This window comes from Streptomyces sp. NPDC002835, assembly GCF_053591995.1.
Genome location: NZ_JBSFUW010000066.1, coordinates 1 through 21,367, shown reverse-complemented (window position 1 = coordinate 21,367; position 21,367 = coordinate 1). Strand labels below are relative to the sequence as shown.

The 21,367-nt window shown below is 71.2% G+C and carries 15 protein-coding genes and 3 pseudogenes; 1 reads left to right on the top strand and 17 read right to left on the bottom strand.

Annotated features, from left to right (window positions below; genetic code table 11):
* Positions 1–65: 65 nt before the first annotated feature.
* From ACWD01_RS35590 to ACWD01_RS35555, 8 genes are all read right to left on the bottom strand, one after another.
* Positions 66–617, bottom strand: coding sequence for a hypothetical protein (locus ACWD01_RS35590; protein ID WP_451167914.1), 552 nt, complete (start codon positions 615–617; stop codon positions 66–68).
* 454 nt (positions 618–1,071) lie between these two features.
* On the bottom strand, positions 1,072–1,677 hold the full coding sequence (locus ACWD01_RS35585; RefSeq protein WP_451167912.1) for a sarcosine oxidase subunit gamma: 606 nt from the start codon (positions 1,675–1,677) through the stop codon (positions 1,072–1,074).
* Complete coding sequence (locus ACWD01_RS35580) at positions 1,670–4,906, bottom strand: sarcosine oxidase subunit alpha family protein (RefSeq protein ID WP_451167911.1); 3,237 nt, start codon at positions 4,904–4,906, stop codon at positions 1,670–1,672. The genes ACWD01_RS35585 and ACWD01_RS35580 overlap by 8 nt, the downstream gene beginning before the upstream one ends.
* 10 nt (positions 4,907–4,916) lie before the next feature.
* The gene (locus ACWD01_RS35575) at positions 4,917–6,149 is read right to left on the bottom strand and encodes a sarcosine oxidase subunit beta family protein (RefSeq protein WP_451167909.1); all 1,233 of its coding nucleotides are present in this window, start codon (positions 6,147–6,149) and stop codon (positions 4,917–4,919) included.
* Positions 6,146–7,423 carry a serine hydroxymethyltransferase gene (glyA, locus tag ACWD01_RS35570; protein ID WP_451167907.1) on the bottom strand — a complete coding sequence of 426 codons (1,278 nt, stop codon included), beginning with the start codon at positions 7,421–7,423 and terminating at the stop codon, positions 6,146–6,148. The genes ACWD01_RS35575 and glyA overlap by 4 nt, the downstream gene beginning before the upstream one ends.
* Positions 7,420–8,280, bottom strand: a complete 861-nt coding sequence (locus tag ACWD01_RS35565) for a bifunctional methylenetetrahydrofolate dehydrogenase/methenyltetrahydrofolate cyclohydrolase (protein ID WP_451167905.1) — start codon at positions 8,278–8,280, stop codon at positions 7,420–7,422. The genes glyA and ACWD01_RS35565 overlap by 4 nt, the downstream gene beginning before the upstream one ends.
* A 22-nt stretch (positions 8,281–8,302) precedes the next feature.
* Positions 8,303–10,741: a GcvT family protein gene (locus tag ACWD01_RS35560; protein WP_451167904.1), complete on the bottom strand. Its 2,439-nt coding sequence runs from the start codon at positions 10,739–10,741 to the stop codon at positions 8,303–8,305.
* A 366-nt stretch (positions 10,742–11,107) separates the two neighbouring features.
* Positions 11,108–11,917, bottom strand: a complete 810-nt coding sequence (locus tag ACWD01_RS35555; protein ID WP_451167902.1) for a 5,10-methylenetetrahydrofolate reductase — start codon at positions 11,915–11,917, stop codon at positions 11,108–11,110.
* Positions 11,918–12,294: 377 nt separating this feature from the next.
* Between ACWD01_RS35555 and ACWD01_RS35550 the strand changes: the two genes are divergently transcribed.
* Positions 12,295–13,092, top strand: a complete 798-nt coding sequence (locus ACWD01_RS35550; protein ID WP_451167900.1) for an IclR family transcriptional regulator — start codon at positions 12,295–12,297, stop codon at positions 13,090–13,092.
* Between the two features lie 99 nt (positions 13,093–13,191).
* On the opposite strand, the pseudogene ACWD01_RS35545 reads toward ACWD01_RS35550, so the two are convergent.
* From ACWD01_RS35545 to ACWD01_RS35505, 9 genes and pseudogenes are all read right to left on the bottom strand, one after another.
* Positions 13,192–13,769 (bottom strand): annotated as a pseudogene (locus ACWD01_RS35545) (oxidoreductase C-terminal domain-containing protein).
* Complete coding sequence (locus ACWD01_RS35540) at positions 13,766–14,128, bottom strand: bifunctional 3-phenylpropionate/cinnamic acid dioxygenase ferredoxin subunit (RefSeq protein WP_451167898.1); 363 nt, start codon at positions 14,126–14,128, stop codon at positions 13,766–13,768. The pseudogene ACWD01_RS35545 and the gene ACWD01_RS35540 overlap by 4 nt, the downstream one beginning before the upstream one ends.
* A gap of 215 nt (positions 14,129–14,343) precedes the next feature.
* On the bottom strand, positions 14,344–15,453 hold the full coding sequence (locus ACWD01_RS35535; RefSeq protein ID WP_451167897.1) for a chorismate-binding protein: 1,110 nt from the start codon (positions 15,451–15,453) through the stop codon (positions 14,344–14,346).
* 136 nt (positions 15,454–15,589) lie between these two features.
* The gene (locus ACWD01_RS35530) at positions 15,590–16,225 is read right to left on the bottom strand and encodes an MBL fold metallo-hydrolase (RefSeq protein ID WP_451167895.1); all 636 of its coding nucleotides are present in this window, start codon (positions 16,223–16,225) and stop codon (positions 15,590–15,592) included.
* A complete protein-coding gene (locus ACWD01_RS35525) occupies positions 16,225–17,310 on the bottom strand; it encodes an S-(hydroxymethyl)mycothiol dehydrogenase (RefSeq protein ID WP_451167894.1) in 1,086 nt (361 codons plus the stop codon). Before ACWD01_RS35525 ends, ACWD01_RS35530 begins: the two co-directional genes overlap by 1 nt.
* Positions 17,311–17,608: 298 nt before the next feature.
* Positions 17,609–19,018 (bottom strand): D-inositol-3-phosphate glycosyltransferase, encoded by a 1,410-nt coding sequence (gene mshA / locus ACWD01_RS35520; RefSeq protein ID WP_451167892.1) that lies wholly within the window; start codon positions 19,016–19,018, stop codon positions 17,609–17,611.
* A gap of 122 nt (positions 19,019–19,140) precedes the next feature.
* Positions 19,141–19,977 (bottom strand): annotated as a pseudogene (gene fdhD, locus ACWD01_RS35515) (formate dehydrogenase accessory sulfurtransferase FdhD); the annotation flags it as partial.
* A 99-nt stretch (positions 19,978–20,076) separates the two neighbouring features.
* A pseudogene (moaA, locus tag ACWD01_RS35510) lies at positions 20,077–21,067 on the bottom strand (GTP 3',8-cyclase MoaA).
* 15 nt (positions 21,068–21,082) lie between these two features.
* A partial coding sequence (locus ACWD01_RS35505; protein WP_451167890.1) for an L-serine ammonia-lyase, iron-sulfur-dependent, subunit alpha occupies positions 21,083–21,367 on the bottom strand: 285 nt, incomplete at its 5' end.

Below are 21,367 nucleotides of genomic sequence, written 5' to 3'. Positions count from 1 at the left end.
CTCTTCAAGACCGCCCCTGACTAACTACCGCCCGCTACACTCCAGCCGCCCGGCATCGTCCCAGGTCAGACACCAAAGTCCTGCTGGAGTACTAGTCCGCGGGCGACACAGGCCACCAGGACGCCGTCTGGGACGGCCCCGCCGGCGGCAAACCCGTGCCCATCGGACAGCACATGGCCGACCTCCGACGCAAAGGCGGCCTCGGCAAAGACCCGGAACGGGCCGCGGAACGCGCGAAGCGGCTGGAGGCCATCGCCCCGGACTGGAACTGCCCATGGCCACTTGACTGGCAACGCCACCACCGCGTCCTCACCGACCTCGCCGCCGACGAACCCGGCGGCGTCCTGCCCGGCATCGCACCCGGCGTGCTGATGGACGGTGATGACATCGGACGGCGGCTGCAGCGGCAGAAACAGCCGGGCACCTGGGCGCAGCTGACGACCGAGCAGCAGGAACGGCTGTCCAGACTGGGCGTAAAGCCCGTTGAGACGGCACCTGCCGCCCCGGCGGCCACCCGCGCGACGGGTGCCGGGTTGGAGCAGACCATGGTCGGCGACCTCATCGCCGCCGAGTGGGTGCCTCCCCTGGACGACCCACTTGGCACGCGTCCAGGGCACGAGGCAAGGGCCGCACGTTTGCCGTGCTCGTCGGAGCCGCTGCCCTGGGCGGGGCGCTGGCCGGCGGTCTCCTCGCCCAGACAGACAGCGGCCCCGCGAAGAAGAACTCCGTGGCAGGTCCTGATGCCCTCACCCAGCCCGTCCGCAGAGGCGACGAACAGCATTCCCGGCGCCGTCCGGAGCGACAGCCGGACAGGTACGGCGAAGGGCGATTCCGACGAGGCGTCCATCGCCGGGTACGGCCGCCCTCGGGGATTCCGGCGGGCCCGACGTCCGGGTTATGCCGCTCCGGGTCCGAGGCTCCATCGGCCCCGGAGCGGTTCACCGCATCACCGGCCCTATGGCACTGTGCAACTGCCACACCATCGAACCGGCGAGTCGTGCGGCAGTCAGCGGTCGGTCGCCGGACCTGCTGCCGGCTGCGCGGCGCTCCGCCGTGCGAGCCCGCCGGGCCTCAGGCCGTCCATTCCGCAGCCGCGTCCAGCAGCCAGTCCGTCAGGTAGCCGGCGAAGGACGAACGGACCAGAACCCAGAAACCGGCCCTGGGTTCCTCCCGGGCGACCAGCACAACCTGGGCGCGGGCAAGGGTGGTCTGGGCGCAGCGTCCGGGCTCGAAGGTGCGCGGGTGGAGATCGAGCGGGCAGCCGTGTGCCAGCAGGTCGCGGGCGGCTGGGCCTGCGACGAGGAGGGTGGTCCGCTGGGCGGAGACGTCGGTGACGGATACGGGTTCCTCACCGGCGGCCCCGCGGATCCGGCTCTGAAGGTCCTGCTGACTGCCCGGCGGGCCGACCACCAGCCACTCGTCGGGGCCGAGCCACAGGGCCGTCAGCTCCCCGGCGCGTACGACGGTGTTGGGTTCGAGGGGCAGTTGGAGACCCAGCGCGAGCCCGACGGCGTCCGCTGCCGCTCCCTTGGCGTCGAGACGGACGTCGATCTGGGCCAGGAAGGGCAGTTCGGCGAGCCGGACCGCGCCCTGGGAAGCGCGGGTCGCGGCGGCCAGGCGGTCGGCGGCATCCGTCAGGGGGCTTCGGAGCGGGACGGGAAGGGCGGTGTCAGCCATCGCGGCGGGCTCCCTCGGGGTCGTAGAGAACAGGGCTGGCGACGGTCACCGGGACCAGTCGGTCGCCCACGGGGGCGTAGAGCCGCTCTCCGATGCGGTCCCGGCCGCCCTTGACCAGGGCGAGGGCGAAGGTCCGGCCGAGGGCGGCGCTGTGGTAGCTGGAGGTGACGTGGCCGAGCATCGGGACGGGTGGGGCGGGCAGCACACTGTCGGCGACCAGGTGCGTGCCCTCGGGGAGGAAGGTGCCGGGGTCCTCGGGGAGCAGGCCGACCAGGTGCTTGCGGTCGGGGCGGTGGGTGTCGGCACGGGCGTGGGAGCGCTTGCCGATGAAGTCGGGCTTCTTCTTGGACACCACCCAGCTCATGCCGAGGTCCTGCGGGGTCACTGTGCCGTCGGTGTCCTGGCCGACGATGGGGTAGCCCTTCTCGGCGCGCAGGACGTGCATCGTCTCCGTGCCGTACGGGGTGATGCCGAACGGCCGGCCCGCCTCGTACAGCGCCTCCCACAGCGCGGTCGCGTGCCACGGGGAGACGTTGATCTCGTAGGCCAGTTCGCCGGAGAAGCTGATCCGGCACACCCGGGCCTCGATGCCCGCGACCGTCGTGTCCCGCCATGCCATGAAGGGAAAGCTGTCGTTGTCCACCGCCAGTGCCGGCGCGAGTTCGCCCAGCACCGCCCGGGAGTTCGGGCCGACCAGTGCGACGGTTGCCCACTGTTCGGTGACCGAGGTGCAGTGCACGCGCAGCTGCGGCCACTCGGTCTGGAGCCACTCCTCCATCCAGTCCAGCACGGCGGCGGCGTTGCCCGTGGTCGTGGTGACCAGGAAACGGTCGGGCGTCAGGCGGATGACGGTGCCGTCGTCGAAGACCATTCCGTCGGGGCGGCACATCACGCCGTAGCGGATCATGCCGACCTTCAGGGTGCTCATCATGTTGGTGTAGAGCAGGTCGAGGAAGGCACCGGCGTCCGGGCCCTGTACGTCGATCTTGCCGAGGGTGGAGGCGTCCATGAAGGCGACGCCCTCGCGGGCGGCGGCGCACTCGCGCAGCACGGCGGTCTGCATGTCCTCGCCGTCGTGCGGGTAGTACCAGGGGCGCTTCCACTGTCCGACGTTCTCGAGCAGGGCGCCGTGCGCGACGTGCCAGTCGTGCAGGGGCGTCGTACGGATCGGGTCGAGCAGCGGGCCGCGGCCGCGGCCCGCGAGCGCCGCGAAGGAGACCGGCGTGTAGGGCGGCCGGAAGGTGGTGGTGCCGAGGGCGGAGATGTCGACGCCGAGGAGTTCGGCGACGACGCCGCTCGCCAGGGCTCCGGAGGTCTTGCCCTGGTCGCCCGCGGTGCCGGCCGTGGTGTAGCGCTTGGTGTGCTCGACCGAGCGCAGACCGGCGCCGGTCGCGCGCGCCAGATCGTCGACCGTGACGTCGCGCTGCAGGTCGACGAAACGAGGTGCCCCGGCGGCGCCCGGGACGGCGAAGACCTGCATGGACGGGGACTGCGGTACGGCGGCCACGTCGGGAAGGCGGGGCGCCTCACCGGTGTAGCCCTCGGCCTCGATGGCGCGGGCACCGGCGGCGGCGCCCTGTGCGAGAGCCCCGGCCAGGTCGAGGACGCCGTTCGCGCTGCCCGCGACCTCGACGGCCTGGCGGCAGGTGTCGGGGACGAAGGAGCCGAGCGTGTCGTCGTGGCGCAGCTTGCCGCCGGCCTGGCTGAAGAGGTGGGCCACGGGGTTCCAGCCGCCGGAGACCAGCAGCAGGTCGACGGCGAACTCCCGGCGTGCCGTGGACTCCCCGTAGGGGGCGACGTTCACCGTGGTGAGACGCGTGTCGCCTTCGGTGCCGGTGACGGCATGTCCGGTCAGCACCTCGATCCCGGCTTCCCGGGCGTGGCGGGCCCACTCCCCCGGCTCGGACCGGGTGTCGACGATCGCGGCGATGTGCAGGCCCGCCTCGGCGAGATGGAGGGCGGCGGCGTAGGCGCTGTCGTTGGTGGTGAAGACGACGGCGCGGCGGCCGGGCAGAACACCGTGGCGGCCCGCGTACGCGCGGGCAGAGGCGGCCAGCATCACACCGGGGCGGTCGTTGTCCGCGAAGGCGAGCGAGCGCTCGTGGGCTCCGGTGGCGAGGACGACGCGCCGGGCGCGGATCCGCCAGATGCGCTCGCGGGAGACGTGCCCGGGGGCGTCGGCGCCGAGGTGGTTGGTGCGGCGCTCGACGGCGAGGAGGTGGTTGTCGTCGTAGTAGCCGAACACCGTGGTGCGGCGCAGCACACGTACGTCGGGAGCGGCTTCGAGTTCGCGGCCGGTCTCGTCCGCCCAGTCGAGGAGGTCTCCTGTGCTCAGCAGGCTGCCGCCGAGTTCGGGTTGGTCGTCGGCGAGGATGACGCGGGCTCCGCTGCGGGCGGCGGCGGACGCGGCGGCGAGTCCGGCGGGTCCGGCGCCGACGACGAGCAGGTCGCAGTGCGCGTGGACGGCGTCGTAGCGGGCGGGGTCCGGTTCGGTGGCGAGGCGGCCCTGGCCGGGCAGGCTGCTCGCGACCAGGCCGTCGTAGAGTTCGACGGCTGTCGCCGGGAGCATCGGCTCGGGGAAGGGAGCCTCGATCTGGACGACGGCGTTGGGTTCCTCCACGCCGGCGGAGAAGATGCCGCGCGGGCGGCCGAGCTTGATGCTCGTGCCGGCCTGGATGATGCCGTTGGCGAGGAGGGCGGAGGCGAGGGTGTCGCCCCGGTAGCCCTCGTACTCCACCCCGTCGAAGCGGAAGGTGAGCGGCCGGTCCCGCGACACCCGGCCGCCGGAGGGCAGGCGGAACGGCTGCGTGGTCGTCGTCGTGACCTCGTCGGCCGTCCCGGTCCGTCCGGAGAACATGGGCCGGCTGCCGGCCCCTGCTGTGGGCTGTGTCCCCTGGCCGCCGTCGACGGGCCTGTCCCCGGCCGTCGGCGCGGGACGCGGCTCGGCGGAGGCGGTGGTGTGCGGCTCCGGCTCGCCGGCCCGGTACACGGCGAGGATCTCGTTGGTCGCCGTGTTCCGGACGGCGTTGAACCAGCGGCGGCAGCCGTCGGCGTGGCTCCAGCGCTCGGCGAACGGGCCCTTGGGGTTGTCGCGGAAGAACAGGTAGCGCGCCCAGTCCTCGTCGGTCAGGGCCGCGGGGTCCTCGGGGTAGGGCACGTGTGCCTGGCCGCCGTAGTGGAATTCGGCCTCGTCACGAGGTCCGCACCAGGGGCATGAAATGAGCATCATCGGCAGGCTCCTAGTGAGCGACCGCGGCCGCGCCGTGCTCGTCGACGAGCGCGCCGGTGGTGAAACGGTCTAGCGAGAAGGGGGCGTTGAGGGGGTGAGGCGTGTCGTGGGCGATGGTGTGGGCGTAGACCGAGCCGACGCCGGGGGTGGCCTTGAAGCCGCCGGTGCCCCAGCCGCAGTTGAGGTAGAGGTTGTCGACGGGGCTGAGGCCGACGATCGGCGAGGCGTCGGGGCTGACGTCGACGATGCCGCCCCAGGTGCGCAGGACGTGGGCGCGGGCGAAGACGGGGAAGAGCTCCAGGGCCGCGGACATCTGCTCTTCGATGATGTGGAAGGCGCCGCGCTGGGTGTAGGAGTTGTACGCGTCGATGCCCGCGCCCATGACCAGCTCGCCCTTGTGTGCCTGGCTGACGTACACGTGCACCGCGTTGGACATGACGACCGTCGGGTGCACGGGCTCCAGAAGTTCGGAGACCAGGGCCTGCAGCGGGTGGCTCTGGATCGGCAGCTCGATGCCGGCCATCGCGGCAAGGACCGAGGTGTGGCCTGCCGAGCAGAGCGCCACCTTGCCCGCCGCGATCGGGCCCTGGGTGGTCTGGACGCCGACCACCCGGTTGCCGACCACGTCCAGGCCGGTGACCTCGCAGTTCTGGATGATGTCGATACCGGCGGCGTCGGCCGAGCGGGCCAGGCCCCAGGCGACGTGGTCGTGCTTGGCGATACCGGCGCGGGGCTGGTAGGTGGCGCCCATCACCGGATAGCGCACGTCCGGCGAGATGTTGACGATCGGACAGACGTCCTTGACCTGCTGCGGGTCGAGCCATTCGGCGTCGACGCCGTTGAGCCGGTTGGCCTCCACCCGGCGCACACTGTCACGCACGTCCTGGAGACTGTGCGCGAGGTTGAGTACACCGCGCTGCGAGAACAGGATCGGGTAGTCGAGCTCCTCGGCCAGCCCTTCCCACAGCTTCAGCGCGTGCTCGTAGATCCCCGCGCTCTCGTCCCACAGGTAGTTGGAGCGGATGATGGTGGTGTTGCGGGCCATGTTGCCGCCCGCGAGCCAGCCCTTCTCCAGCACGGCGACATTGGTGATGCCGTGGTTCTTCGCCAGGTAGTGGGCGGTGGCCAGGCCGTGGCCGCCCCCGCCGACGATCACCACGTCGTACGACCGCTTCGGCTCGGGCGTGCGCCACAGCCAGTCGGGGTGGTCGGGCAGGTCGGCGCCCGGGGTGCGGGGGCTCATCGGGTGTCTCCTGACAGGTGCGGGTAGAGCGGGTGCTTGAGGGCCAGCGCCTCGGTGCGGGCGCGCAGGGCGGCGGTGTCGGGCTCGGGCTGGAGGGCCAGGGCGATGATGTCGGCGACTTCGGCGAAGTCCTCTTCGGTGAAGCCGCGGGTGGCCAGCGCCGGGGTGCCGATGCGCAGTCCCGAGGTCACCATGGGCGGGCGCGGGTCGAAGGGGACGGTGTTGCGGTTGACGGTGATGCCGATTTCGTGGAGCAGGTCTTCGGCCTGCTTGCCGTCGAGTTCGCAGGCGCGGAGGTCGACCAGGACGAGGTGGACGTCCGTGCCGCCGGTGAGGACCTTCACTCCGGCAGCCGCCGCATCGGGGCGGGTGAGCCGTTCGGCGAGGATGCGGGAACCGGCGAGGGTGCGGGCCTGGCGTTCGGCGAACTCGGGTGACGCGGCGACCTTGAACGACACTGCCTTCGCAGCGATGACATGCTCCAGCGGTCCGCCCTGCATACCGGGGAACACCGCCGAGTTGATCTTCTTGGCGAGATCGGCGTCGTTGGTGAGGATGACTCCTCCGCGGGGGCCGCCGAGCGTCTTGTGCGTCGTCGTGGTGGTGACGTGGGCGTGCGGCACCGGGTTGGGGTGCAGTCCGGCGGCGACCAGGCCGGCGAAGTGGGCCATGTCGACCATCAGCAGGGCGCCCACCTCGTCGGCGATCCGGCGGAAGGCTGCGAAGTCCAGCTGCCGCGGGTACGCCGACCAGCCCGCGATGATCATCTTTGGGCGGTGTTCCTTGGCGAGGCGCTCGACCTCGTCCATGTCGACGAGGTTGTCCGCCTCGGCCACGTGGTACGGCACGACGTTGAGCATCTTGCCGCTGTAGTTGATGCGCATGCCGTGGGTGAGGTGCCCGCCGTGGGCGAGGTCGAGCCCGAGGATCGTGTCGCCCGGCTGGAGCAGCGCGAAGAAGACGGCGGTGTTCGCCTGGGCGCCCGAGTGCGGCTGGACGTTGGCGAAGGCGGCGCCGAAGAGGGACTTGATCCGCTCGATGGCCAACCGCTCGGTGACGTCGACGTGTTCGCAGCCGCCGTAGTAGCGGCGGCCGGGGTAGCCCTCGGCGTACTTGTTGGTCGCGACCGAGCCCTGGGCCTCCATCACGGCGGTGGGCGCGAAGTTCTCGGATGCGATCATCTCGAGCGTGGACTGCTGACGGTGCAGTTCGGCGCGGAGCGCGGCATGTACCTCGGGGTCGAGCTCCGCGAGGGGGGTGTTCAGCGCGTTCATACGGCGTTCGCGTTCCTCTCGGCGGCCTCGACGACGTTGGCGAGCAGCATGGCTCGGGTCATGGGTCCCACTCCCCCGGGCATCGGCGCGAGCCACCCGGCGACCGTGGCCGCGTCCGGGTGCACATCGCCGACCAGCCCGTCATCGGTGCGGGTGATACCGACGTCCAGGACGGCTGCGCCGCGGCGCAGCATGTCCTTGGTGATCAGCCCGGGTGAGCCGGCGGCCGCTACGACGATGTCCGCCTCGCGTACGTGCCAGGCCAGTCCCTTGGTGCCGGTGTGGCACAGGGTCACGGTGGCGTTCTCGGACCGGCGGGTGAGCAGCAGTCCGAGGGGACGTCCGACCGTGATGCCCCGTCCGATCACGCACACCCGCGCTCCCGCGAGGGGCACGTCGTTGCGGCGGAGCAGTTCGACGATGCCGCGCGGGGTGCAGGGCAGCGGGGCCTCGACACCGAGGGCGAGCCGGCCGAGGCTGACGGGGTGCAGGCCGTCGGCGTCCTTGGCCGGGTCCATGCGCTCCAGGACGGCGCCCGCGTCCAGGTGGCGCGGTAGCGGGAGCTGGATGATGTAGCCGGTGCAGGCCGGGTCGGCGTTGAGCTCGTCGATCACGTCCTCGACCTGCTGCTGCGTGGCGTCGGCGGGCAGCTCGCGGCGGATCGAGGCGATCCCGGCCTGGGCGCAGTCGCGGTGTTTGCCGGCCACGTAGGCGCGGCTGCCGGGGTCGTCGCCGACCAGGACGGTGCCGAGCCCCGGTGGGCGTCCCTCGGTGGTGGTCAGCTTGGCCACGCGTTCGGCGAGTTCGCTGCGGATCGTGGCGGCGGTCGCCTTTCCGTCGAGCAGTTGTGCGGTCACCGGCGGTGTTCCTTCCCTGCGGTCAGCCACGGAGGCGGGACATGGTCGGGTCGAACAGGGGCTCCTCGGCGACGGCCGCCTCGACTCGCTGGTCGAAGTAGCCGATGTGCAGGGTCCGGCCCGGTGTGGCGAGTTCGGCGGGGAGCCATGCGTAGGCGATGCCCTTGCCGATCGTGTAGCCGTGGGCGGCGCTGGTGACATAGCCGACGGGGCGGTCGCCGTCGTACACCGGCTCCTTGCCCATGACGACGGCGTGCGGGTCGTCGATGGTGAGGCAGGTCAGCTTGCGCCGGACGTCGGCCTTGCGCCGCTCCAGCGCCGCCTTGCCGATGAAGTCGTCCTTGTCGAGCTTGACGGCGAAACCGACGCCGGCCTCGTAGGGGTCGTGCTCGTAGGTCATGTCCGTGCCGAAGGAGCGGTAGCCCTTCTCCAGGCGCAGGCTGTTGAAGGCGCCTCGGCCGGCGATGATGCCGCCGAGCGGCTCGGCCGCCGCCCACAGGGTGTCCCACAGTTTTGGGCCCATGTCGGCGGTGGTGTAGATCTCCCAGCCGAGTTCACCGACGTACGACAGGCGCCACGCGGTGACCGGGACGCTGCCGATGTGGGCGCGCTTGGCGCGGAAGTACTTCAGGCCGTCGCCTGAGAAGTCCTGGTCGGCGAGCGGCTGGAGGACCTCACGCGCCTTGGGACCCCACAGGCCGATGCAGCAGGTGCCGGCCGTGATGTCGCGGACCTGGACCGAGCCGTCGGCAGGCAGGTGACGGGTGAACCAGTCGAGGTCGAGGTTGCCGTTGGCGCCGACCTGGAAGCGGTCGCGGGCGAGCCGGGCGACGGTGATGTCGCTGCGGATGCCGCCGTCCTGGTCGAGGAGCAGGGTGTATGTCACCGAGCCGACGGACTTGTCGACCTTTCCGGTGGACAGCCGTTCCAGGAAGGCGGCGGCACCGCGACCGGTGACCTCGAGGCGCTTGAGGGCCGTCATGTCGTACATGGCGACGGTCTCGCGGGTGGCCTGGGCCTCGGCGCCGACGATCGGCGACCAGTACTGCGCGGCCCAGTCGTTCGGGGTGGGGATGGTGCGGCCTTCCACCAGCCCGGCGTTGGCCTCGTACCAGTGCGGGCGCTCCCAGCCGTTCGCCTCCAGGAAGAAGGCGCCGTGCTCCTGCTGGCGGGAGTAGAAGGGGCTGGTGCGGATCGGCCGAGGGTCCGCGGCCGGCTGGAGGGGGTGGAGGATGTCGTAGACCTCGACGAAGTTCTGGCAGTCGCGGGCCAGGACGTACTCGGGAGCCAGCTGGTGCGGTTCGAAGCGGTTGACGTCGCACTCGTGCAGGTCGAAGGACGAGCAGTGACCGTCGACGAGCCATTCGGCGACGGCCCGCCCCACGCCGGCGGAGTGGGTGACCCACACGGCCTCCGCGACCCAGAAGCCCTTCACATCCGGGGACTCGCCCAGCAGGGGCAGTCCGTCGGTGGTGAAGGAGAACAGGCCGTTGATGCCCTCCTCGACCTCGGCCTCCTTCGTCGCGGGCAGCAGGGCCTGCGTCTCGGTCCACGCCTCGGCGAAGTCGTCCTCGGTGAACTTCAGCACCGACGGCATCTCGTCGGCCTCGTCCACGGACAGGATGTCGTCCGCGTCGACGGGCATCGGACGGTGGCCGTAGTAGCCGATGCCGAGCCCGTCGAAACGGTCGCGGTAGTACAGGTCCGCGTCCTGGTGGCGCAGGATCGGACGCACCGCCTCCTGCGTCTGGCCCGCAAGGGCCGGTACCGGGCCGGTCCAGGCCAGCTGGTGGGCCAGCGGAGTCAGCGGGAGGTTCATGCCGACCATGCGGGCGATCTTCGGACCCCAGATCCCGGCGCAGCACACCACGATGTCGGCGGGGATCTCCCCCTGGTCGGTGACGACTGCGGTCACGCGGTCGCCCTCGGTGCGGATGTCGAGAACCTCGTGGCGGGCGAGGAGGCGCACGCCGCGCTCGGTGGCCCGCCGGATCTGCGCCTCGACGGCGAGGACGGCCTTGGCAAGGCCGTCGGTCGGGATCAGGAGACCTCCGAGGACCTTGTCCGGGTTCACGAGCGGGTGCTGTTCGACGCACTCCTCAGAACTCAGCAGCCGGCTCTCGATGCCCCAGGCGGTGAGCCAGCCGTGGCGGCGCTGGAGTTCCGCGACGCGCTCGGGAGTGGTCGCCACTTCGAGGCCGCCGACCTGCAGGAAACAGGGGCGGCCGTCGACGTCGAGCGAGCAGAACTTCTCGACGGTGTAGCGGGCCAACTCGGTCATGGCCTTGGAGGAGTTCGTCTGGAAGACCAGGCCCGGGGCGTGTGACGAGGAGCCCCCCGTGGCAGGGTACGGACCCTGGTCGACCACGGTCACTTCGGTCCAGCCTCGCGCGGAGATCTCATCGGCAAGTGCCGCTCCCACGACGCCCGCTCCGATGATGACCACCCGGGGTCCCGCCATCGCCGCACCTCCGACTCAAAAGCAATTCAGTTGCTTTCTGCGCAACAGGATTCGTGTTGCGCAACTCAATGTGCCTGTCACAGTGAGGAGTGTCAAGGGGTCGTGACGTCGGGAAACAGGACGGAACGCAGGCGGGCCCGGCGGGCTGCCGACGCAACCTGCCGGGCCCGCGGGGCGCCGGGTCGCTCGCGTGCCGGCGCTCGCCGGCGGCGCGGAGAACCGGGGAGGAAGCCGTCCCACACCCTGCTCGATCCAGGCGTCGGTCTGGCCGCGGACAGAAAGAGGGCGCAGGCTGCTCAAAAGGCAGAGGCGAGCCCCCGGCGTGACCCGCCCCACCCCGGTAGCAGCCGAGGCGCCGCTCAACCGTCATCCGGTCATCCGGTCGAGCAAAGCGCAGCGCCACCGCTCGGTCTCGGCGATCTGATTGAAAGTGAACAGGTGCAGGCCGGCCACGCCCGACGAGGGTGCGGTGAGCACCTCGCCACTGCGGGCGAGCAGTCGCTCGGGCGAGTAGCCGCCGGGTGCCGCGAAACGCAGGAACCACGAGGTGTGCTTGGTCAGAAAGCGGGCCGACTCCCCCACGCCGATCTTCGCCGCCATGGACAGCAGTTTCGCGCGCTGCACGGGCCCCGCGACGCCGACGTGGACGGGCAGGGTGACATCGCGGCGGCGTATCCGGCCGACCCAGTCAGCCAGCAGGCGCGGGTCGAAGCACATGTTGCTGACGATGTACGTGGCGTGCGCCCGCTTGTCCCACATCGCCTGAACAGTGAGGTCGTCGTGGATGAGCGGGTGACTCTCGGGATAACCGGTGATGCCGACATGATCGAAGGGGCTGCCCAACTCGCTCAGCCTGCGCAGCACCGGCAGCGCCCCGTCATAGACCCCGACCGGCGGATCCGCGTCGCCCGCCGGGACGAAGACGTCGTCGACGCCGGCCCCCCGGAGCCGGTCGACGACATCCTTCAGGTGCGCATCGTCCCGCAGCAGCCGCGCGGGCACGTGCGGGACGACGCGGTAGCCGTGCGCCGCGAGCCGGGTGGCGAGGTCGAGCGTCGGCTCCAGGCCCTTGACCGGCGACGCCGTCACGGTGACGACGACATCGCGCGGGACATGGGCGATGACCTTGCCCTCGACCCCCTTCGCGGGCAGCACCTCGTAACGGACGGTGCGCATCAGCGCACGGAAGTGGTCACCGCTCACCACGCGCCCGACCCGCTTCCGGGAATCACACGCGACCTCTGCGCTTCATGCATGCGCCTGCCGACCGGGGCGGCGACGGGCGGCCGATCAGCGCCCGTCGTCCCGGTGCAGGGCGGTCTCGACGGAGAGCCGGTCGGCCGGCGGGCTGCCGGCCGATCCGTCGCCGATGCCGAAGTAGTGCTGCGGTGAAGCCATGGCACCTCGTCCCGCTCACGCCGCAGATGGGCGCGGCCTACTCGTAGAAGTAGCGCTATACGCACCAAGTTGCGATTTAAACAACTAAGGAGGGGTGCGTCACCCTGTGACGGCTGCCGCTGCTGTTGTTTTTTACCGACCGGTATGGTCTCACCATGAGCAACTACAGTCCGGATAACGAAACGGCGGGTTCGCAGACCGGTGGGGTACAGTCCGTCGACCGCGCCATCAGCGTGCTGGAAATCCTGGCCCAGCGCGGTGAGGCCGGGGTCAGCGAGGTGGCCGCCGAGATAGATGTGCACAAGTCCACGGCGTTTCGCCTGCTGGGCGCGCTGGAAGCGCGGGGCCTGGTGGAGCAGGCCGGTGAGCGCGGCAAGTACCGCCTCGGTTTCGGCCTCGTACGCCTCGCCGGCGCGGCCACGGGAGGGATCGACATCATCCAGCAGAGCCGCCCGGTCTGCGTGCGTCTCGCCGATGAATTCGGTGAGACCGTCAACCTCGCCGTGATGCAGGAGCACTACGCGATCAACCTCCACCAGGTGCGCGGCCGAGGTGCCGTCACCGCGCACAACTGGGTCGGCCAGCTGACCCCGCTGCACGCCACCTCCAGCGGTAAAATCCTGCTGGCCCACATGCCCCCCAAGGAGCGGGCCGCGCTGCTGTCCGAGACCGGGCTGAAAAAGATGACCCCGCACACTCTCACCGCGAAGACGAAACTCGAGAAGAATCTCGCCGAGGCGCACAAGCGCGGCTACTCCTGGACCTTGGAGGAGATGGAGTTGGGGCTCCACGCCATGGCCGCACCGATCCGCAACCGCAACGGAGAGGTCATCGCGGCACTCAGCGCCTCCGGACCCGTGTACCGGCTCACCGAGGAGCGCATGCACGAGCTCGCTCCGGCACTGGTCCGGGGCGCGGATGAGATCAGCCATCGAATGGGCCACCTGGGGTGAAACCGCGCGCCGCGGTCGACGGCCCGGTCGTCCGACGCCCGCGGACCCGCCGCTGCTGCGACTGCCTTGCTCCCGGGGGCTCATGAACGAAGGACGCCCTCACGATGCGCCGGTGAGCTGCTTGCGCCAACGCATGAACAGCCTTGTCCGGTTCATCGCGAGCACGGCGACCGGATGCCCGGCACGCCGGTAGACGGCCAGGAAACTGCGGTCGCCCGGAGCGCCTTCCTCGACGGTCACACTGTCGGCACCGGCCGCATGGCCGGCGAACTGGATCTTCACGCCGTACTGGTCCGACCAGAAGTACGGCGGCCGGGGCACGCCCGGCTCCGCCGCACCCGACGACAGCAGCGTGGCCACGGCCGCGTCGGGCCGCTCCAGTCGGCCCGGACCTCTCGGCCGTCGGCGAGGCGCACGGCGCGGTCCGCGCTGTCGAGTCCGGTGGCGCGGGCGCCGAGCAGCCACTCCGCCTGCAAGTCCTCGTCGTCCGACTCCAGCGCAAGATCGGCTTCACCGATGCCGCCGGACAGGAATTCCTTGGACAGTGGCGGCCTGTCGTACGGGCGGTGCTGTTCGTCGCCGACGATGACCAGCCGCCCGTCGTATCCCTGCTTCCGCAACGAGCGCGCCGCCGACAGACCGGCCAGCGAGGCACCCACCACAGCCACTGTCCTCACGTGAGACCCCCCGCGAGCCGAGACGCGATGCAGGGCGGCAGGTTGGGGGCGTCGGTGGACAGCTGCACATGGATCACGCCGTCCTCGATGACGACCTCGTGCGTGCGGACCGGGCGCTTTGCCGGCGGAGCGTCGACGGCTCCGGTCCGGAGGTCGAACTTGGAGGCATGCAGCGGGCATTCCACCTCGCAGCCCTCCAGCCAGCCGTCGGCGAGCGAGGCGTCCTGGTGGGTGCAGGTGTCATCAATGGCGAAGACCTCGCCGTCGTCGGTGTGGAACACCGAAACCGGCGGATCGATGTCGAGCCGGCAGGCCTCGCCTCGCGGCAGATCCACGAGACGGCACACGGGAATCATCATGACACCTCGGTGCGTATAGCGAAACGGATTGCGGTTAACGCAACGCCAGTTTGCGGGCGGCCCCGAACCCTTGTCAAGGCGTCCGGAGGACGGGCCGCAGCTCTTTTCGAGGTTTCCTTTTGCGCACCGAGATGCGCAATATGCAACACATGGTTGCCTCGTGGCACGGGGAGGAACAGTGGCCAGGCACGCAACGAGCCTGCGGACTACCGCTGTCAGCACCGCGGAGGAGAAGTCAACGTGGCATGCGTCGCGCTGCCGCCGGCCTCCGTCCGCACCTGCAGGGCCTGCGGCCCCTGATGCGGCTCCGACGCCAGAGCCAGCAGCCGGGAGGCCTTCAGCTCGGTCTCCGCCCACTCCCGCTCCGGCTCGGATCCCCAGGTGATTCCGGCGCCGGTGCCGAAGCGCAGCGCCGGCCCTGCGGGAGCGGAACGGTCGATCCAGAAGGTGCGGATGCCCACGGCCAGTTCGCCGGTCCTGCGGTCGGCGTCGACCCAGCCGATGCCGCCGCAGTACGGCCCGCGGGGCGCCGTCTCCAGCGCCTCGATGATGCGCAGCGCGCTGGACTTGGGCGCGCCCGTGACGGAACCGGGAGGGAACGTACCGGCCAGCAGCTCCGGCCAGCCCGCCCCCTGCTCCAACTCGCCGCGCACAGTGGAGACCAGGTGGACCAGGCCCGGATGCTGCTCGAGCGTACACAGCGCCGGGACGGTCACCGATCCGGTGGCGCAGACCCGGCCGAGGTCGTTGCGGACCAGGTCCACGATCATCACGTTCTCGGCGTGATCCTTCTCCAGCAGGTCGTCCGCCGTCCGGCCGGTGCCCTTGATCGGCCCGGACTCGACGCTCCGGCCGTCGCGCCGCAGAAACAGCTCGGGCGAGGCCGTGGCGACCTCGACGCCGTGGGCCGGCAGCCGGACCGTACCGGCGTACGGAGCGGGATTGCCGCGGGCCAGCAGGGCGGTCAGCTCGTCGACATCGGCCGTCTCGGGGTCGGGCAGCGGCGCGGACAGCACCCGGCACAGATTGGCCTGGTAGACCTCGCCTGCGGCGATGTGCTCGCGGATGCGCCGCACCCCCGCGGTGTAGGCGGTGCGGTCCAGGGAGGAGGTCCAGTCGGCGGGCGCCGGGCCCTGCCAGGCCCGGGGGGCGGGCACCGGCGCCCTGCGTGCGTCCCCGAAGCGGGCGCACACCAGAGCGCCTTCGAAGTCGGCGACCACCGCCCAGAAGCCGGCGGAGTCCAGGGCTGCGGGATCACTGGTCACATCACGCAGATCGGCGGCGACGAGGGAGCCGAAGCGGGCCAGCGGGGCGGCGTCGTACACAGCGGTTCGTCCAGTGAGCAGGCGGTCGGATGTTCCTCGGCAGTGGGACGGCAGGGCCGGGGCTCTCGTCCGCGGGTCCGCCCGCAAGGGCGCGGCCGCAAGTCGAGAGCCCCGGCGGGGCATGGCCGTGCCCGTCTCACCAGCCGCGGGCCGCCCACTCCTGCAGGTGCGGTGCTTCCGCGGCGATGCTGGTCGTCTCGCCGTGTCCGGTGTGGACGACCGTCTCACCGGGGAGCGTCAGCAGCCGGTCACCGATCGAGGCGATGATCGTGCCGAAGTCGCTGTGGGAGCGCCCGGTCGCGCCGGGCCCTCCCGCGAACAGCGTGTCGCCGCTGAACAGTGCTCCCAGTTCGGGTGCGTACAGGCACACGGCGCCCGGAGCGTGCCCGGGCGTGTGGAGGACGCGCAGGCCGATGCCCGCCACCTTGAGTTCGTCGCCGTCGGCGAGCGGGCCGTCGGGCCGCCGGTTCGGGTGCGCCATCGTCCACAGCACCTGGTCGTCGGGGTGCAGGAGGATGGGCGCGCCCGTGGCGTCCGCGACGTCCGGCGCCGCGTTCACATGGTCGTTGTGCGCGTGGGTGCACACGACTGCCGACAGGCGGCGGTCGCCGACGGCCGCCAGGACGGCGCCGGCGTCGTGCGCGGCGTCGATGACGACGACCTCGTCGTCGTCGCCGACGATCCAGACGTTGTTGTCGACGTCCCAGGTGCCGCCGTCGAGGCTGAACGTCCCGCTGGTGACGAGGTGTTCGATACGGGGTGCGCCGGCCATCACAGCACCACCACGGAACGCAGCACCTCACCGCGGTGCATCTTCTCGAACGCCTCCTCCACGTCGCCGAGGCCGATGGTCTCGGAGACGAAGGCGTCCAGGTCGAAACGCCCTCCCAGGTACAGGTCGATGAGGGCCGGGAAGTCGCGCGAGGGCAGGCAGTCGCCGTACCAGCTGGACTTCAGCGAGCCGCCGCGCCCGAAGACGTCGAGCAGCGGCAGTTCTACCGTCATCTCCGGGGTGGGAACGCCGACCAGGACGACCGTGCCGGCCAGGTCGCGGGCGTAGAAGGCCTGCTTGTAGGTCTCGGGGCGGCCGACTGCCTCGACGACCACGTCCGCACCGAAACCTCCGGTCAGCTCGCGCACCGCCTCCACGACGTCTGCCGTCGTGCCGTCGACGGTGTGGGTGGCGCCCATGCTCAGGGCCCGCTCCAGCTTGCGCTGGTCGACGTCGACGGCGATCACCTTGCTCGCGCCGGCGAGCTTCGCCCCCGCGACGGCGGCCATTCCCACTCCGCCGCAGCCGATGACGGCGACGGAGTCCCCGCGGCCGACGGCGCCGGTGTTCACGGCCGCGCCGAAGCCCGCCATGACGCCGCATCCGAGCAGGCCGGCGGCGGCCGCCGGGGCCGCCGGGTCCACCTTGGTGCACTGGCCCGCGGCCACCAGCGTCTTCTCCGCGAAGGCGCCGATGCCGAGTGCGGGTGAGAGGGGGGTGCCGTCGAGCAGCGTCATCGGCTGCGTCGCGTTGTGAGTGGAGAAGCAGTACCAGGGCTTGCCCTTGCTGCAGGCCCGGCACTGGCCGCAGACAGCACGCCAGTTGAGGATGACGAAGTCGCCCGGCTCGAGGCCGGTGACTCCCTCGCCGACGGCCTCGACGCGGCCGGCCGCCTCGTGCCCCAGCAGGAAGGGGAAGTCGTCGTTGATGCCGCCCTCCCGGTAGTGGAGGTCGGTGTGGCAGACGCCGCACGCCTCGATCTTGACCAGCGCCTCACCCGGACCGGGGTCGGGGACGACGATCGTCTCGACGGAGACCGGTGCGCCCTTCTTCAGGGCGACGACGGCACGAACCTCATGAGCCATGAGTTACTCCTCGAGCGGGAAACCCTCCCGCACTGTTGCCTAATAAGATACATATATCGCTATGCGCAACCGATCATCAGGGAGGGAGCGCCGGGGGTCAAGAGGTCGGCTCCGGCAGGATCGGCTCGGCCGGATCCGCCGACGGGAACACGGGGGCCCGGACGCGGCCCTGCGCCGGCTTTCGCCCCGGAAATCGCCCCGCTCCGCCAGTTCAGTGCGCGGCCTGCGCATCGGCCATGGCCTCGGCCGTGCGCGCGCCATCGTCCGGCCCCCGTTCGTCGCCGGGTCCGCCGTCTCCTCACCCGTGGGAGCCGGCTTCCTCCTGGGCTCGGCACGCAGCGCCTTCACACCGCACACGACGCTCGTGCATCGCCTGCATGTACACGTCTGCCGTCGCCGTCGCAGCCGTGTCCCAGCCGAAGGACCGGGCGTGCCGTGCAGCGGCCTCACCCATCCGGACGGAGAGCGCCGGGTCGTCGGCGAAGCCGTACAACGCCCGCGCGTAGTCCACCGGATCATGCCCCGCTACGAGCACGCCGCTCGTCCCGTCCCGTACTGCCACCGGCAGGCCGCCGACCTCGGCCGCGATCACCGGGGTGCCACAGGCCTGTGCCTCGATGGCCACCAGGCCGAAGGACTCGCTGTGGGACGGCATGACCAGGACCGATGCCGCCCGATACCAGTCGGCGAGCTGTTCCTGGCCCACCGGCGGCCGGAACAGCACGACGTCGCCAATGCCGAGCCTGGCCGCCAGCTTCTGCAGCCCCTCCGGCTTGGCGAGACCGCTGCCGCTCGGCCCGCCGATGACCGGCACTACGATCCGCTCACGCAACTGGGGCCGCTCCTCCAACAGCCGGGCCACGGCGAACAGCAGGACGTCCGGCGCCTTCAACGGCTGTATGCGGCCCGCGAAGAGGGGGACGAGCGCGTCCTGCGGCAGCCCGAGGCGGGCGCGGGCCGCAGCCCGACCGGCCTCGACGCCGGAGGCGACGGGCCGGAAGCGCTCCAGGTCGACCCCTGGGTGGACGACGGCGACCCGGCCGGTGTCGGCGTCGTAGTGGCGGAGCAGCTCCTCCGCCTCCTTCTCGGTGTTGGCTATCAGCCGGTCGGCGGCCCGGACGACCTGCGTCTCACCGAGGACGCGGGAGGCGGGTTCGGGGGTGTCGCCCCCGGCGAGGGCGGCGTTCTTGACCTTGGCCATGGTGTGCATGGCGTGCACGAGCGGGACGCCCCACCGTTCGGCGGCGAGCCAGCCGACATGGCCGGAGAGCCAGTAGTGCGAGTGGACCAGGTCGTAGTGACCGGGGCGGTGGCCCGCCCAGGCCTGCATCACGCCGTGCGTGAAGGCGCACAACTGGGCCGGTAGGTCCTCCTTGGCCAGCCCCTCGTACGGCCCCGCGTCGACGTGCCGCACGAGGACACCGGGCGCAAGCTCGACAACGGGCGGGAGCGCGGCGGAGGTGGCGCGGGTGAAGATCTCCACCTCGACGTCGATCGTGGCAAGCCGCTTGGCCAGCTCGACGATGTACACGTTCATGCCGCCGGCGTCGCCCGTGCCCGGCTGATGCAGCGGGGAAGTGTGCACGCTGAGCATCGCGACGCGGCGGGGGCGGCGATGGGGGCCGGAAAGTGGCAATCGGGGCGGGCCGGAGAGGGTTTTGGAGGCGGGGCCGCGGCGCCTGCCGAGCCGGGTCACGTACTGGCTCACGTCGCGAGCCCCCCTTCCGGCTGCCGTGGCGTGCCGGATGTCGGATGTACGCCCGAGTTCTGCTTCTGTGGTGCGGCTCGTGTCGAGGACGTCGATGTCGCCGGTGCGACGCCCGGCGCTGCGGCCGCGGCCCGCAGGTCGAGGCGCTGCTCGCCCGCGTACACGTTCATGGAGCTGCCGCGCAAGAAGCCGATGAGTGTGAGCCCGGTCTCCGCCGCCAGGTCCACCGCGAGGGAGGACGGTGCCGAGACCGCGGCCAGTACCGGGATGCCTGCCATGACCGCCTTCTGGGCCAGCTCGAAGGACGCCCGCCCGGACACCAGCAAAATGCACCGGGACAGCGGCAGTTCGCCGGACTGGAGCGCGCGGCCGATCAGCTTGTCGACGGCGTTGTGACGGCCCACGTCCTCCCGCAGGTCCAGCAGTTCGCCCTCGGGCGAGAACAGTCCGGCGGCGTGCAGGCCGCCGGTCCGGTCGAACACCCGTTGCGCGGCCCGCAGTCGGTCGGGCAGGGCGGCCAGCAGCTCGGGGGCGACCCGGACCGGGGGGACGTCGGAGATCGGCCCGCGGGCGGTGGTCCGCACGGCCTCCAGGCTGGCCTTGCCGCACAGCCCGCAGGAGGAGGTGGTGTACACGTTCCGCTCGAGCGTGATGTCGGGCACCGGCACGCCGGGGGCGAGCTGCACGTCGACGACGTTGTACGTGTTCGAACCGTCATTCGTGGCGCCCGCGCAGTACACGATGTTCGCCACGTCCTCGGCGTGGCCGAGGACGCCCTCGCTCACCAGGAATCCGGCAGCCAGCGCGAAGTCGTCGCCTGGCGTGCGCATGGTGATCGCCAGCGGCTTGCCGTTCAGCCGGATCTCCAGTGGTTCCTCGGCGACCAGTGTGTCCGGGCGGGTGCTCACCACACCGTCCCGAATGCGCAGCACGCGCCGTCGCTCGGTGACCCGTCCCATGCGTTGCTCCCGGTTCTGTACGTGCTGGTGGCCGAAGTGTTGAATCCTGTGGGCGTCCGCTTCCTCGGGGACGTCGTGCCGCTCGACGTCCGGGTGGCGTCAGCCGCCGATCGCCGACATCGGCCGCTGGGGCTGCAGGAAGGACGGGTCGTCGAGCCCGGATGCGGCCTTCTTGCCCCGCATCGCCGTCTGCCACAGCCGCGCGATCTCCTCGTCGGGCGCCCCGGAACGCAACGCCTCGCGCAGATCGGACTCCTCGCTCGCGAACAGGCAGGTGCGCACCTGGCCGTCGGCCGTGAGCCGGGTGCGGTCGCAGGCGCGGCAGAAGGGCCGGGTGACGGAGGCGATGACGCCCACCCGGACCGGGCCGTCGTCGACGATCCAGCGCTCGGCGGGCGCGGAGCCGCGGGCCTCGTCCGGCTCGGGGGTGAGGGTGAAGCGGGTGCGCAGGCTCTGAAGAACGTCGCCTGCGGTGATCATCGCGTCGCGCTTCCAGCCGTGCTGGGCGTCCAGCGGCATCTGCTCGATGAAGCGGAGCTCGTAGCCGTTGTCCACGGCCCAGGCGAGCAAGGTCGGGCGCCTCGTCGTCGTTGAGGCCGGGCATCAGTACGGCGTTGACCTTGACCGGGGTGAGACCCGCGGCGCGGGCCCCTTCCAGGCCCTTCAGCACGTCCCGGTGGCGGTCTCGGCGGGTCAGGGCCTTGAAGACGTCCGGGCGCAGGGTGTCCAGCGAGACGTTGACCCGGTCCAGGCCCGCGTTCCTCAGCGCCTGGGCGGTGCGCTGCAGCCCGATGCCGTTGGTGGTCAGCGACATCCGAGGGCGGGGTTCGAGGGCGGCGCAGCGCTCGACGATGCCCACGAGGCCGGGCCGCAGCAGCGGTTCGCCCCCGGTGAAGCGGACCTCGGTGATGCCCAGGCCGGTGACCGCGATGCGGATCAGCCGGACGATCTCGTCGTCGGTGAGCAGGCCGGGCTTGGCCAGCCACTGCAGGCCCTCTTCCGGCATGCAGTACGTACAGCGCAGGTTGCACCGGTCGGTGAGCGAGACCCGAAGGTCGGTGGCGACGCGACCGAACGTGTCGATGAGCACCGCTTTGCCACCCCCTCAGCACTCGATGACGTTGACGGCGAGGCCACCGCGGGCGGTCTCCTTGTACTTCACCTTCATGTCCGCGCCGGTCTCCTTCATGGTCTTGATGACCTTGTCCAGGGAGACGTGGTGGCGGCCGTCGCCGCGCATGGCCATCCGGGCCGCGGTCACCGCCTTCACCCCGGCCATGCCGTTGCGCTCGATGCAGGGGATCTGGACCAGGCCGCCGACCGGGTCGCAGGTGAGGCCGAGGTTGTGCTCCATGCCGATCTCCGCCGCGTTCTCGACCTGCTCCGGGGA